The sequence below is a fragment of the Rhodococcus sp. 14-2483-1-2 genome (assembly GCF_002259405.1).
Classification (GTDB): Bacteria; Actinomycetota; Actinomycetes; order Mycobacteriales; family Mycobacteriaceae; genus Rhodococcoides.
Genome location: NZ_NPFW01000023.1, coordinates 13,821 through 26,635 on the forward strand (window position 1 = coordinate 13,821; position 12,815 = coordinate 26,635).

Below are 12,815 nucleotides of genomic sequence, written 5' to 3' on the forward strand. Positions count from 1 at the left end.
GCCACCGGGCGTCGCACTCGCGGACCGGAATTCAGCCTGCCCCTCTACAGACACCCTCACCTCGATGAACAACATGTCCCATCATGAGCCAAAAGGCCCGATTCTCCCGCGGGGGCCGAGAGGATCGTTGAGATAGGCCCACCGCCGCCTTGGAGGTTGCAAAGTCGATCTCCAGGGGCCGGGCCCCACATGCAATAGTGAGCACCGTGTGGACCTTCTACGACGCCGAGCAGTACGAAGTGTTCGCGGCTCTACTCGACCAGTCGGTGATTACGCATCATCGCATCGTCACCGGTGAAGACGCCGGAATTCGACAGTCGGAAGAGACCATCACCGAGACGGTGTTGCTCGACTTGAAGATTCGCCTGCCGAACCTGCGGATCGCCACACACAACCATTTGAAGGAGTCGGACAGTGGTGCCGACTGGGAATGGTGGATAGAAGGCAACACAAGATGGTTCGGCATGCTCGTCCAAGCCAAGAAGCTTCATGCAATCAACAAGCCGCAGACTGTATTTGGATACGGATTCGGATACCCACCCAGTTCAGCGGCCGGCGACCTCCAGGTCGATCGACTGATCCACACCGCAGAAAACGAATCCGAACTCAAGCTCGCACCGGTCTACGTCCTCTACAACGGCACCGACGAACCCACCTCCCAGGTGGACTGCCCCCTCCGAGTCGTCGACTACTACGAGCGGGCCGGTGGGATCACTGCGATGTCCGCCTACACCGTCCGAGAGCTCGCCAGAAAGAACGTCACTCCGCGCGGCCTATCCCGCGCTGACCTGCCCCTCGAGCAAGCCAGCCCCCACGCGATTCTCTGGTCGTGCCTCGCCACCTGCGGGGACGCCTGCAGGTCCGTCACCGTCGCCGCTGCGCAAAGGGCGACGGGCACGCACTTCAATGACGTCGATCCGGCCAAGCGCGCGGCCGCGACGCTCGACATGCTGCTCACCCGGTTCCGCCGCTCCAACGACAACCCCAATGACATCCCACCCGAGACACCACTGCACTCACTGCCGCCGACATACGTACCCGACACCGCGAACGGGTGGAGCGACGGCGAGCCCCCCAGGTCACCATTCGCGCGCCACATGGGTGTGCTCTACAGAAACCGTCCTGACACCGACCAATGAGCAACGGGGCTACCCTGAGCAGCTACTGCTGAGCGGTGTCTCGGGCTCTGTGGGTTTCAGCAGTGCGGGACGCCGATCTGGTTGGCCACCAACGACGAATGTACGTATCCCCCTGATGCGCCGAGCGCAGGCGTCAGAACCGAAAACCATCTCCGCGAGGAGTAGTTGCCGGTAGCTTGGCCTCCGTCGACCCAGCACTGCATGTAGACGGTGGTTCCGTTGCGCAGATACCCGAACGAGCGGCACCCGGAGTTCGGGCAGTCCCGTAGGTTCGCTCCACCGGAGTTGCTGCTGATCACCGATGCCGGTGCCGCCGAGGCTTCTGCCGGCATCGCGACGGCACCCGCGAGCCCAATCAGTGCAGCGGCAAATCCAACCAGAATCCTCTTACCTGCCATCAGCCCGTCCTTTGCATCGAAGGTCGGCACCGACGAGAACGAAGTGCAACGTTTGCCGCTGACTCATCTCCGACTCAGTGCCTTACGGAGGTTTCTATCGGACTGAGGATCGCCCTGTCTGTCCTCCGTTCGGTGCATTCGTTGTGCACTTTCCGCCGTTGCACGCATTCGTGCGTGCAAGTATGCGTGCACGCTTACTTGCCGGGCCTTCGAAATACATCGGCAATGCAGTTCGATGCTGTGTCGATCATCGAACTGGTTGCGCAGCGTCAGCCGGACACCAGTGATAATCAAGTTGAAGAAATCCCTTGCCGTTTCCAATCGGTATTTGGAAGCTGAGGCAGCAAATCCATTGTCCCCTAGCAGTTTTGGCCCATGCATGGAGAAGGCCAGGGGACTTGACGTCCATCGAGAGCCCCTCCGAGCGGACTTTGAGCGGCACCCCGTCACGGAAGGATCCTCCGGACGATCCCGCGACGGTGAGCGCGACGTTGACCAGGACTCGCTGGGGTGGATCGACGATGCGCCGGGTGGGCGGCGAGAAAGTGATGGGCCAGTTTTCGTACAGGTCGGGGGTCATTGTGCGACCGCCAATCGGCGCGAGAGGTGCGTGGCTGCCGCGTCGACACTGACTGGAGTCCAGCGCAGACCCTGCTCGCCGAACGTGGGCGCGGTGAGGGTGTAGCGGCCAGTGCGCTGGGCGATGCCGCGCCCGTGCACGGTGGTCTCGAGGGTGATGGACCGGATGAGGCCTCTGCTCTGCTCGATGCCGCCGTACGCAACGGGCCTCGAGGAGATTGTCACGTCCAGGCCCGGCATGTGTCCGTCCGTGATCGCGAGAATGCCTGCGTGCGTCCGGTTTCGGGCCAGCAGGGCACGCGCTCGGGTGGGCGGCACGTCGCGTCCGTGCACGGTCGTGACGACCAGATCGAGGCCCTCGATACAGATGCTCGCGGCGTCGAGGGGGTCTGCTTGGCCGGGGTCGATCAGGTGGACTTCTCTGGGGGTACTAGCACTGTGCGGCGGGATGTTTGCGTACATCTGTCGAGTTCAGGGCGTGTCTGGACTGGAACGACAGTGTCAACAGACTGTCGGGGCAGATCGTGTATGCGATTCGAGGGCCGCGCTATCGACTTCCGGCCCGCAGGTCACCGACCAAGCAGCCGAACGTACTGACTTATTGGTTGCGTTTCGATTCATTACCCTTTACCTTCGAGGACGTGCATTTGTACTTTTCCTGAGACGGCTGAGTAAGGCCTTCCGCACTCGTGGAGTGATCCGAGTCGGCGGTGGCCGCTCGTTCCCGACCCAACGCGGTCGCCGTCTTTGGCGTGCCTGTATGCCGTCTTCCGGCTCGGTGCGCCGCCCTCGAAGGACTCGAATGCTCACCTCTCCGAATGCTCGACCAGCACGCGAACGCGCTCAACTCATCGCCTCTGACGTCTGTCTGACGCGCGGGGCCAACACAGTCTTGAACCACGTCGACCTCGTCGTTACACCCACATCCCGAATGGCCATCGTCGGCGAGAACGGACGCGGAAAATCAACCCTCCTGCACGTACTCGACGAAACCCTTACTCCAGACGCCGGCACCGTGCAGCGCATCGGCACGCTGGGCGTTGCCGAGCAGGACATGCCTGCCCATGACGGCCGAACAGTAGGGCAAGTCGTCGCCGACGCTATAGCCGAACCACTCAGTGCACTGGCGGAACTGGATGCGGCCACGGTCGCCTTGTCCGACGGATCTACCGATAGTGCCCAGCGATACGCAACAGCATTGGAACGCGCCGAGGCACTCGATGCGTGGGATGCCGAGCGGCGAGTGCATATCGCGTTGGACGCACTCGACGCCGAAACCGACCCCGAGCGGTCGCTGGACACGTTATCCGTGGGGCAGCGGTACCGGGTGCGTCTGGCGTGCCTCCTCGGCGCGGACGACGACTTCCTGCTCCTCGACGAGCCGACGAACCACCTCGACCGAAGCGGTCTCGAATTCTTGAGTGCACAGCTCCGGGCGCGGCGCGGGGGCGTCGTGATGGTCACCCACGACCGCGCACTGCTCGCCGAAGTGGCGGACACGATCGTCGATCTCGACCCCTCAGCAGACGGTCGAATCCGGTTGCACGGCAACGGCTATACCGGATATCGCGAAGGCCGCCTCGCCGAGCGGACGGCATGGGAACAGCAATACAACCAGCAACAAGCCGAGCACGCCCGACTGAAAGACAGTCTCAGCGCCGCGCAGAACCGCCTGCAGTCCGGGTGGCGACCAGAGAAAGGAACGAACAAGCACGGTCGCGCGACCCGCGCAGGTGGACTCGTACAGAGCGTTCATCGCCGACAGGAGCAGCTCGATGCACACGCGGTGACGGTGCCGGAACCACCCCAACAGTTCACATTCCCAGAACTCCAACCGAATACCGGTTCGGTGTTACTCAGTGCGGATCGGATCACTGTCGCCGACCGCATGACTTCGGAGGTGTCCTGCGTCCTCTCTCGCGGCGACCGGCTCGTTGTGACCGGCCCGAACGGGGCCGGAAAATCGACCTTACTGAGCGTGCTCGCCGGCGAGCTGCACCCCACATTTGGCGATGTGCGCAGGCCGAAGGGTCTGCGTCTCGGTTTCCTGCGCCAGGAAACCGATCTGCCGGTGCACCGACGTGCCAGCGAGGCGTACTCCGCGCACCTCGATGCGCTGATCGCGGCGGGGATCCTCGATTCGTCGGAAGCAGTCGGGCTCTCGCACCTCGGCCTACTTCGTGCGCGTGAATCGAGCAAGCGGATCGGTGAACTGTCGATGGGGCAGCAACGTCGCCTCGATCTGGCGATAGTGCTTGCGACAAAACCCCATGTCTTGCTCCTCGACGAACCGACCAACCACCTCTCGGTGGCCCTGGTCGACGAACTCACCGAAGCGCTGTCCGCCACCCGGGCCGCGGTAGTTGTCTCCACCCACGATCGACAGCTTCTCGCCGACGTCCACGACTGGCCCGCACTCCAACTGGCCACAGCGCCAGTAAAGGAAGCATCGGCATGAGCGACCGCAAGACAGATGGACTGAGAGCACTCGCTCCGCTGCGCACACGGGACTACCGACTCCTTTTCGCGGCTGTCGGAATCGAAGTGTTCGGTACCGGCATGTGGACGATCGTCATGGTGTTTCAGGTCCTCGCGCTCAACGACAGCCCTCTGGCTCTGTCCGCGGTCGCGACTGGCCTCAGCCTCGGACTGTTCGCATTCTCCGTGTTCGGCGGCGTGGTCGCCGACCGCTTCTCCAAACGCCGCATCATCATCGTCGTTCAGGGATGCACCGCCGCCGTGATGTCGGTCGTGGCGGCCTTGTCACTCACCGACACCATCGAGCTCTGGCATGTCGCGGCGGCATCGTTCGCGATGGGAGCTGGGAGCGCGTTCTTCTATCCCGCGTACAGCGCCTATCTGCCTCAGGTACTCCCGCCGCAGCAGCTTCTCGCCGCGAACGGTCTCGAAGGTGCGCTGCGTCCATCGATGGGGCAGGGGCTCGGCCCCGCACTCGGCGGGGCTGCCGTGGGTGCGTTCTTTCCCGCGGTCGGGGCGGTGATCGTCGCATCGTCGTACGCGATCGCATTCGTCATCACCTTGTTCCTCAGCCGGCGCGAAGAAGTCGGGGGAACACCGACCGCGGAACCGACCAACGTGTGGGGCGATCTCAAGGCAGGTGTGCGCTACGTGACGGGCACAAGGTGGCTGCTGTGGACATTGCTGTTCGGGTCATCGCTCGCGTTGATCATTCAGGGTCCGATCGAAGTTCTACTTCCTTTCCTCACCCGCGACCGCTTCGAGGACGCCGAAGCTACATTCGGGTTCCTGTTGGCTGCGTACGGGATTGGTGGCGCGATCGGATCGTTGGTGGTGTCGACGCTCCGGCTTCCGCGCCGCTACATGACGTTCATGATCGCCTGTTGGGGCGGCGGGGCACTCCCACTGGCACTGCTCGGTGTCGCGAACAACCTGGCCCTGATGCTCGCGTCGTTGTTCGTCGTCGGCGCCGCGACCGGTGCAGGAGTGGTCATCTGGGGCACGTTGCTTCAACGCCTCGTTCCTCCCGAGATGATCGGACGGGTCGCGAGCCTCGACTTCTTCGTCTCGATCGCGTTCATGCCCGTCTCGATCGCAATCGCCGGACCTCTCTCGCTCATCGTTCCGATACCAGCGATCTTCGTCGCCGCGGGACTCATCCCACCCCTACTAGCAGCAGTCGCACTGGTCGTCGGGCGGATGCGTGTAACCGAATTACAACGCCCACTCGACGCCTAGATTGTGCAACGTGTCATGCACCGCGCCGAGTTCTGACGTGATGACATCTCTTCCTGTAAGCCCCATCGTCAAGACTTCTTGACGATGGGGCTTCGGGCTGACCTCAAAGCGAACCGGCTGGGACGTCAATACGTAGCCGGTGTTCTGCATGGGCCGCCACCATTATCTGCTCCGGGTTGCTCGCCGGACTGCCCCGCTAGCTTATTGCTGAGGCCCAGAACGATCTACCGTAACGCCGGCGTCGAGGTTCCGGATTATGTGCACGTACAACAGATCAGCGTCCGATGACCTGTCCGCCTCCAGCAAAGCAGCGCGCACATCGGCGTTACCTCGCCAGATTCGCACAGCCTCCTGCGATCCGATCGGGTAGCCCATGATGCCGCCGGATCCAACCCTGACCGAAGTTCCCTCGACACTCTGGGTGACGTCGTGTACGAGCGCCGTGGCTTCGCCGAAGGTAAAGGAGGCAGCAGCTTGGTCCGCCAAGTAGTTGGCGACCGAAAGCTCCGAACCGCTTGAGTCGGCGGTGGCGGCTGTCGATATTCGATCGGTGTCACCAGCGACCGGATCGACGATGTAGCAGAGTCCGCCGGGTCGCAACATCTGAGCGGCGTTCTTCAGACCTAGATGGGGATCGTCCCACAGGGCGAGGTTCAGTTGAACGACAATGGCGTCGAATTGACAGTCCGCAAGCGGTGAAGTGTTCAGCGTTTCTGCTGTCGCACTTACCAGACGGGAGGAGGGGGTGTTCTGCTGCGCTTCTTCGATGGCATCTGCGCTGGGGTCGATTCCCGTCAGAGTTGCGTCAGGGAATCGGGACCGCGCGAGCGCGAGGAACCCGCCGTCTCCGCATCCGATGTCCAGGATGCTTGTCGGTGGACGACCGTCGAAGTGCTCTAGCAAGGCACCGACCGTGTACTGGGAGCACCAGCGGGTGAATTGGCGGTCGTGTTCTGCACTGACGGTTCGGCGGGGTAGCTCTGTGAACCAGCGAGCAGCGATTGCCGGATTGCGTACCGGAACCGTCCCGAAGCGACTCGACGTGGCCGGTGTCATGTGCGCGCGGAGTCCGCGACACGGTCCGATTCGGCTGCCGCCCTTCGCGACGCTCGCCACGGCCCGATGAACGCCCAACACACGACGAGAAAGAGGAGTACGCCCATCCAGTACTGCAGCCAGAAAGCGTTGTCCATCCCTGCCAATGCGATACCGAAACCGAGAACGACGGCAGCGATTGCGGATGCGACCAAGGCTCGTCGCCACTCGGCCCATTGGTAAGAGACCTCTTCGGTCTTACTTCGGGCGGTTTTCGTGGGCTTGGGGCCGTGTCCCCATCTGTACGCGGCCCGCTGGTCTGCCCACCGAATAACACTGGGTCCGAACATGATCGAGAAGCCTATGTAGAACGCGGACAGTCCATGGGTGAAGTGCGGATCCGCTCCTCGTTGGAGATCGATCATGGTGATCGCGATCAGGACAACGTCGATGAGAGGGGTGCTCACGAGCAGCACGGTCGACAGGGTCTTCCGGCGGGCAACGTATCGAGTGAGTAGTCCAAGGACCAACATCACCCAGAACAAGACCTCACATACGATGATGGGAATCAGCACCGTCTAACACGCTCCTACCGTTGCTATTTCGACGTATCGGGTTACGCGGCGCACGCCCGCCGCAGCCTGCACATGCGCCGCGGGGCCCTCGCGGCGCACGTGGATCGTTCTATCCGGTGCAGCAGCAGCAGGGTGCGGTCGTACAGGTGCACCGTGCAGCGGTCGGTTCGAAGACCTTCACCCCGGTGGTGAATCGCTCGACTCCGAGTTCGGCGACGTCGGGGAGTGCAGCAATGAGACGAGACATGTTGCCTACCTTTGTTTGTCACGCCGTTGGATAACCGTTCTCGTCATCCAACGCAACCGGACCTTCCGGTCGGTACCGACAGTAGCGGGCTTCTCCGGCGAGCGGAATAGGTAAAGGGCAATTAATGAATCGTTCACCGAGGAGTTATGAAACTGGTACATTAAAAACCGACCGAGCGCCTTAGTATCGGTTCCAGGGGTGGTGCGGATTATGCGACCCCTTGATGTGTGCATGCCGTCAAACACGTTCAACACGTATCGAACTCGCCGCACGGCCGGATCGAGGACCTATGTCGAGAGGTGAACGATGACGTACGACTACATCGGATCGAGAGGCTCCCTGGCCGCGCAGTTCGATCGCCTGAGCAGATCGGACCCTCGTCCGGAACGGCCAGCAACAATTATCGATGCCTGCACGCCGAACCAAGAGCAGTTGCGCGAAGCCGCGTTGCAGTCTCTCGGCCGTGCCAACACCGGACATGTCGTCCTCATCACGCCGTTGCATACGCGTAACGGCGGACCTGGACCTCGAATTGCCTACAGAACAACAATTCTCGATCTCGAGGAAGCACTGGTCGACGTCGCTTCCGACTCGTTGACGATCGTCAGGGCCTCTCGACTCATCGAAGATTTTGCTCCGGACTTGGACTGGGCGACCCGATTCGGGGTCCTGTGCCATGTAGAGGGCCTGATTTCCCAACCAATGCTCACCGCGTCGGACGCCGCAACTGCGGTGGCCTCCGCACTCGATCGGACACCTCGCCGGGCACCACACCACTGGACAGTGTGGGGGCCAACCGTGGCAACATCCGAGCTTGCCAGACGATGCTCGACCAACGAGATACCAGTGACGTTGCAGTCGATGTCACCTGGCGAATTGGTATCGGTCATGACGGACAGCGGGGTCCCGGCACTTGCTGCCGAGCGGATTGTCGACGCTCAGCGTTTGGCTGCCCAAGGCGGTCTGGGCACCAACGACATCACAGAGCTCCTGGAGCACGAACCGGCCGAACCACTCACCGTCCTCGAAACAGTATTGGCCCACGACCAGAAGGATCAGCTCATATGACGACGAATCTGCACCGCACTCGCCTCGCAGCAGGATCGCGGGCGGTCGCATCCGAGGATCAATTGATGATCGTCGGTGCCGACGCCACCACTCTGCTGCCGACAAACGCGTTGACGACGTTCATGACAGAGTTGATTGCGTCCGGTGGGGATCTGGATCTGCGGTCAGAAGAGTTCGCGAACATCGATGAGCGGCAACGCCACTCTCTGACGGAGGTGCGAACACTGCTGCTCGACGCCGGTTTTCTCGAACCCATCCCCTCAACCCCCACCGCGGCACGCCCGTGTGTGACGTCTTTGTTTGCTCGCGGTGGCGGGCAGGTCGACAAAGAGGAGATCGACCGGCGATTACGGGAGTCGACCGTAGCGATCGTCGGTGACCACATTCCGCCGGGGTTCGACAGCACCATGGACGAGTACGGGGTTGCTCTTCGACGCGTAGGCCGGGACTTCGATGCCACCACCGGCAGCACCCTGACGCTCGTCGCGGCCTACGATGAGTACGATTCGATTCTGACACAATGGAATACGCACTTGGTTTCACAAGAAGCCGAAGCAGTATGGCTGTGCGCAGTTCCACCGGCCGGCAACAGCTTCAGCGTGGGGCCGTGGTTCTATTCCGGTCGATCGGCGTGTCACACCTGCTACCGGATGCGCCGAGCCAGCACCGACCACAACAGCGAGCTCCGTCCTCTGGTCGCACACGGATCGTCCCTGCCAACAGGAATTGACGCCTTCGGTACCGACCCAGCCTTCAACCAGATGCAGGCAAACCTGCTCGCAGACGCGATTGTTCGTCACATCGCTCTCGACGGTGTGTTCGGGCAAGCGGAACCCGGGCACTTCGCTACATACGAGTACACGTTGACCGGTCTAACCGTGGAAAACCACCGAATCCTCCGAGTACCGCGCTGCCCGGATTGCTCTCGAGCCCATGGAACCGGCCATCCGCAAGTGTGGTTCCACCAGGAAGCGGAGCACAGCTGATGTCCACGGTCACGGCGTGGTCCGACCCCAACGAGTCTCTCGACCTCATCAAAGCGTTCACTTCTCCCCTGGTCGGTATCGTTCCTCGCATCTTCCACAAGGTTCACGATCTGGACGACTCCTACACCTACGCCATCGGATCGGAAACCGCTGCAAGCACCGAACTCATCGGCGCACCTGCCAACCAGTTCAACGGCGGCGGCGACACCGACGAGACCATCACCCGACTCGCCGCCGTCGGCGAGTCCGTGGAACGGTACAGCGCCGCCTGGATACCCGTCGATGCTCTCGAATTCGGAAGCACCGAGGATCTCTCACGTCGAGGTTTGACGACCGTAGATCTGGCCACTCTGCCGCTGTTCTCCGATGAGCAGTACGCCCAGACCGGGTTTCGCTTCGAACGACCGACCAGCGAAACAGCACTGCATTGGCGGGAAAGCTCCGATCTCGCAACAGGACGAATCGTCCACGTTCCCGCACAGTTGGTTCACCTGTCCGCGGGGTTTCCCACACCTGAATCCCATATCGGTTATGCAACCAGCAGCGGGTTGGCCTTCCACGCAACACCGATCGAGGCTGTGCTCGGCGGCACTTTCGAGTTGTTCGAGCGCGATGCATTCGTCCAGACCTGGTACGGCCAGCTATCACTGCCGCTGATCGATACTTCTACCGATCCAGCGCTGACTCGATTCTTGAGGCGGTACTGCGAGCGGTCGGGGACCGAATCTGAACTCGTCGACATGACCGAGCTCACCGGTGTCCCGACCGTTCTGGCTGTGACCCGCAATCGGGCCTCCGACGTCGCACCGATCGCGCTCGGTGCCGCATCTGCGCCCACCCTCGCGCGCGCGGCCGCCTCCGCGGCCGTCGAGAGCCTCCAGACTCGAAATTGGGTCAAGGCCGAGCAACGCGACGGCACGACGCTGCAGCCGAACCCGAGCACGTACGACACAGACGTAGTCGATTTCGTCGATCACATCTGCCTTTACGCACACCCCGACATGATCCGACACACAGAGTTCCTGACCGCAAGCACGCACAGACGCGACGTCCGAGACAGTCCCGTTCTGCCCAGCAACAACCCAGCTGAGCTGCTCGATGCCTTGTTGGAGGTAGCCGGCGCATCCGGAATCGACCTCATGACAGTCAACATGACCAGTCCCGACGTCGCGGAGGGAGGCGGGCACGTGTTTCGGACATTCAGTCCACAGTTGCAACCACTCGATGTCGGTTTTCGGCGCCGTTACCTCGGCGGACAACGACTACGCAGCCACGCTCACAGCCTCGGGCTCCGCGATACAAAGGTAACGACAGCCTCGATCAACCCGCACCCGCATCCCTTCCCGTGAAAGATGACATCTCAATGACTATCGATGACACGATGTCGGGGGACAACCTCGCCCACAGCGTCAATTTGCGGGACCTCATCTACAACGACGGTGTCCCTGCCTATGACGACCCTGCTGAGAACTACTTCGAGGCCTCGAAGCTCACCCGCCCCGGCTTGCCATGGGAGACGCCGGGAATACCCATGCTTCTCAACTCTCCTGATCTACAGTCGATTTCGCGTCGAGCTGGACGCAGATACGCCAGCAGGCCTTTCATCGGGTTCGAGTGCCCGCCGCCGCTTCACGGTACGTTGCACGACGCGCTCTACCGCCGGCGAAGCGCACCTTCGTTCTCGGCGCTTGCGGTTTCTGCCGATGAGCTGCACAGCGTCCTGCACCATTCGTACGGTTCGTACGCAATTAACGCGCACGAGAAACGGCGCAACACGCCATCCGGTGGAGCGCTCTACCCACTCGACATTTTTGTTTTGACACACCGAGTCAACGGACTGACCGACAACACTCTTTATCATTACGATCCATTCCGAAATGGATTCGCCCTGATCGACGAGCACCCCGATATCGACAAGCTCCACAAATCGACCATGATTCCTGACGTCGCGGAGCAAGCAGCGGTGACGCTGATCATTTCCGCGACGATGTGGCGTTCACGCTTCAAGTACTCCCAGCGTTCGCTCCGGTTCATCTTGATGGAAGCCGGTCACCTCGCTCAGAATCTGCTGCTCACCGCGACAAGCCTCGACCTGGCAACCCGCTTATTCGGTGGATTCGTCGACGACGAAGTCACCGACATTCTTGTCGACCACAACGGCGTCGACGATGCACCGGTCTACATGATCATGTTGGGCCAACCTGGGTGAATCTGATCTACGCCTCGGCAATACCGCTGGCACATGTGGGACTGACCTCGCTACTACCGACGATCATGCGGACCACCCGCCCGTACTCGAAGCTGTGGCGCCAACTCACCAAACCTGCGGGCGGGGTGTACGACACCGCTACGGTCTTATTCAGTGGCGCTGTGATCGCGATCTTGCTCCTCGACCGCGATGCGAGAGAATGCCTTTTCCACCTCCTGCACGTTGCACACCTTTTACTCATTCCGGCTGCACTCCTGGCCGGGGTGGGTTTCTACGTTTCGACCGTTGTGGTGACGAACCGAACGGTGCGAACCTTCACCCTGACGCGACAGTCACAGTCAGCAGGCGCGTACGGATGGTGCGTCATTGTCGCAGCGGCCGAAGAGGTGATCTGGCGGGTCCTCCCTCTAATCGTCTTGGCCACAGGCGACTACAGCCAGTGGCAGGTAGCGGCGATGGTCGGTTTGTCCATTCTTGGATTTGTACTGCTTCATAACCCTCTGACCCGCGATTCGAGGGAACGAATTCTCGTGTGGATGTCGATGACTGCGTTCGCAACTATCACGTTCACCTTTGCGGCAGCGTCGGCAATAACGGCGTGCATCGTGTTTCACGTCGCCTACAACCTCACTCAGTTGACTACGAGTTTGCGTGGTCAGGGCGCTGCAAACCCGACACGCCCCAGCTAGATCTAGGAGCACTTCCCGACCGAGCCAGCAGTCCTCAACATGTCTATATCTGGCGACGCGGGCAATGGATCGACCGGGAAAGGTAAGCCCGCGATGACTGATCGGGTTCAAGTATGCAGTCAACGCGGTCGCGATCACGCTCGAAGGACGCATAACCCCGAACGGAAACTAAC

Annotated in this window: 13 protein-coding genes; 8 read left to right on the forward strand and 5 right to left on the reverse strand. The window is 61.5% G+C overall.

Annotation, left to right across the window (positions count from 1 at the left end):
* Positions 1–197 precede the first annotated feature (197 nt).
* Positions 198–1,139, forward strand: coding sequence for a DUF6615 family protein (locus CH295_RS25450; protein ID WP_094742255.1), 942 nt, complete (start codon positions 198–200; stop codon positions 1,137–1,139).
* A gap of 56 nt (positions 1,140–1,195) precedes the next feature.
* Here the strand turns inward: CH295_RS25450 and CH295_RS25455 are convergent, their stop codons facing one another.
* Both CH295_RS25455 and imuA' read right to left on the reverse strand, forming a co-directional pair.
* Complete coding sequence (locus CH295_RS25455; RefSeq protein ID WP_094742256.1) at positions 1,196–1,537, reverse strand: hypothetical protein; 342 nt, start codon at positions 1,535–1,537, stop codon at positions 1,196–1,198.
* A 576-nt stretch (positions 1,538–2,113) separates the two neighbouring features.
* The gene (gene imuA', locus CH295_RS25465; protein WP_252342181.1) at positions 2,114–2,578 is read right to left on the reverse strand and encodes a DnaE2-dependent mutagenesis accessory factor ImuA'; all 465 of its coding nucleotides are present in this window, start codon (positions 2,576–2,578) and stop codon (positions 2,114–2,116) included.
* A 340-nt stretch (positions 2,579–2,918) separates the two neighbouring features.
* On the opposite strand from imuA', the gene CH295_RS25470 reads away from it, so the two are divergent.
* On the forward strand, positions 2,919–4,574 hold the full coding sequence (locus CH295_RS25470; protein ID WP_094742258.1) for an ABC-F family ATP-binding cassette domain-containing protein: 1,656 nt from the start codon (positions 2,919–2,921) through the stop codon (positions 4,572–4,574).
* On the forward strand, positions 4,571–5,833 hold the full coding sequence (locus CH295_RS25475; RefSeq protein WP_094742259.1) for an MFS transporter: 1,263 nt from the start codon (positions 4,571–4,573) through the stop codon (positions 5,831–5,833). The genes CH295_RS25470 and CH295_RS25475 overlap by 4 nt, the downstream gene beginning before the upstream one ends.
* A gap of 201 nt (positions 5,834–6,034) precedes the next feature.
* Here the strand turns inward: CH295_RS25475 and CH295_RS25480 are convergent, their stop codons facing one another.
* The 3 genes from CH295_RS25480 to CH295_RS25485 all read right to left on the reverse strand — a co-directional run bounded on the left by CH295_RS25480 (position 6,035) and on the right by CH295_RS25485 (position 7,690).
* On the reverse strand, positions 6,035–6,889 hold the full coding sequence (locus tag CH295_RS25480) for a class I SAM-dependent methyltransferase (RefSeq protein WP_170946075.1): 855 nt from the start codon (positions 6,887–6,889) through the stop codon (positions 6,035–6,037).
* Complete coding sequence (locus CH295_RS27960; RefSeq protein ID WP_170946076.1) at positions 6,886–7,335, reverse strand: hypothetical protein; 450 nt, start codon at positions 7,333–7,335, stop codon at positions 6,886–6,888. The genes CH295_RS25480 and CH295_RS27960 overlap by 4 nt, the downstream gene beginning before the upstream one ends.
* Before the next feature lie 217 nt (positions 7,336–7,552).
* Positions 7,553–7,690: a plantazolicin family TOMM peptide gene (locus CH295_RS25485; RefSeq protein WP_094742261.1), complete on the reverse strand. Its 138-nt coding sequence runs from the start codon at positions 7,688–7,690 to the stop codon at positions 7,553–7,555.
* Between the two features lie 306 nt (positions 7,691–7,996).
* Between CH295_RS25485 and CH295_RS27965 the strand changes: the two genes are divergently transcribed.
* Genes CH295_RS27965 through CH295_RS25505 form a run of 5 tightly spaced genes read left to right on the forward strand, consistent with a single transcriptional unit; the run spans position 7,997 to position 12,642 of the window.
* Entirely contained in the window at positions 7,997–8,758 is a 762-nt protein-coding gene (locus tag CH295_RS27965; protein WP_170946077.1) for an SDR family oxidoreductase, read from the forward strand.
* Positions 8,755–9,744 carry a TOMM precursor leader peptide-binding protein gene (locus tag CH295_RS25490; protein WP_170946078.1) on the forward strand — a complete coding sequence of 330 codons (990 nt, stop codon included), beginning with the start codon at positions 8,755–8,757 and terminating at the stop codon, positions 9,742–9,744. The genes CH295_RS27965 and CH295_RS25490 overlap by 4 nt, the downstream gene beginning before the upstream one ends.
* Positions 9,744–11,093, forward strand: a complete 1,350-nt coding sequence (locus CH295_RS25495) for a YcaO-like family protein (protein ID WP_141217081.1) — start codon at positions 9,744–9,746, stop codon at positions 11,091–11,093. The genes CH295_RS25490 and CH295_RS25495 overlap by 1 nt, the downstream gene beginning before the upstream one ends.
* Positions 11,094–11,107: 14 nt before the next feature.
* Positions 11,108–11,953 carry a SagB/ThcOx family dehydrogenase gene (locus CH295_RS25500; protein WP_252342182.1) on the forward strand — a complete coding sequence of 282 codons (846 nt, stop codon included), beginning with the start codon at positions 11,108–11,110 and terminating at the stop codon, positions 11,951–11,953.
* Positions 11,950–12,642 carry a CPBP family glutamic-type intramembrane protease gene (locus CH295_RS25505; protein WP_094742264.1) on the forward strand — a complete coding sequence of 231 codons (693 nt, stop codon included), beginning with the start codon at positions 11,950–11,952 and terminating at the stop codon, positions 12,640–12,642. The genes CH295_RS25500 and CH295_RS25505 overlap by 4 nt, the downstream gene beginning before the upstream one ends.
* The last annotated feature ends 173 nt before the right edge of the window (positions 12,643–12,815 follow it).

What these genes read in the sequence shown, in the direction of transcription:
- CH295_RS25455 (WP_094742256.1), bottom strand. Translation starts at nt 1,537, where the DNA reads ATGGCAGGTAAGAGGATTCTGGTTGGATTTGCCGCTGCACTGATTGGG.
- imuA' (WP_252342181.1), bottom strand. Translation starts at nt 2,578, where the DNA reads ATGTACGCAAACATCCCGCCGCACAGTGCTAGTACCCCCAGAGAAGTC.
- CH295_RS25470 (WP_094742258.1), top strand. Translation starts at nt 2,919, where the DNA reads ATGCTCACCTCTCCGAATGCTCGACCAGCACGCGAACGCGCTCAACTC.
- CH295_RS25475 (WP_094742259.1), top strand. Translation starts at nt 4,571, where the DNA reads ATGAGCGACCGCAAGACAGATGGACTGAGAGCACTCGCTCCGCTGCGC.
- CH295_RS25480 (WP_170946075.1), bottom strand. Translation starts at nt 6,889, where the DNA reads ATGACACCGGCCACGTCGAGTCGCTTCGGGACGGTTCCGGTACGCAAT.
- CH295_RS25485 (WP_094742261.1), bottom strand. Translation starts at nt 7,690, where the DNA reads ATGTCTCGTCTCATTGCTGCACTCCCCGACGTCGCCGAACTCGGAGTC.
- CH295_RS27965 (WP_170946077.1), top strand. Translation starts at nt 7,997, where the DNA reads ATGACGTACGACTACATCGGATCGAGAGGCTCCCTGGCCGCGCAGTTC.
- CH295_RS25490 (WP_170946078.1), top strand. Translation starts at nt 8,755, where the DNA reads ATGACGACGAATCTGCACCGCACTCGCCTCGCAGCAGGATCGCGGGCG.
- CH295_RS25495 (WP_141217081.1), top strand. Translation starts at nt 9,744, where the DNA reads ATGTCCACGGTCACGGCGTGGTCCGACCCCAACGAGTCTCTCGACCTC.
- CH295_RS25500 (WP_252342182.1), top strand. Translation starts at nt 11,108, where the DNA reads ATGACTATCGATGACACGATGTCGGGGGACAACCTCGCCCACAGCGTC.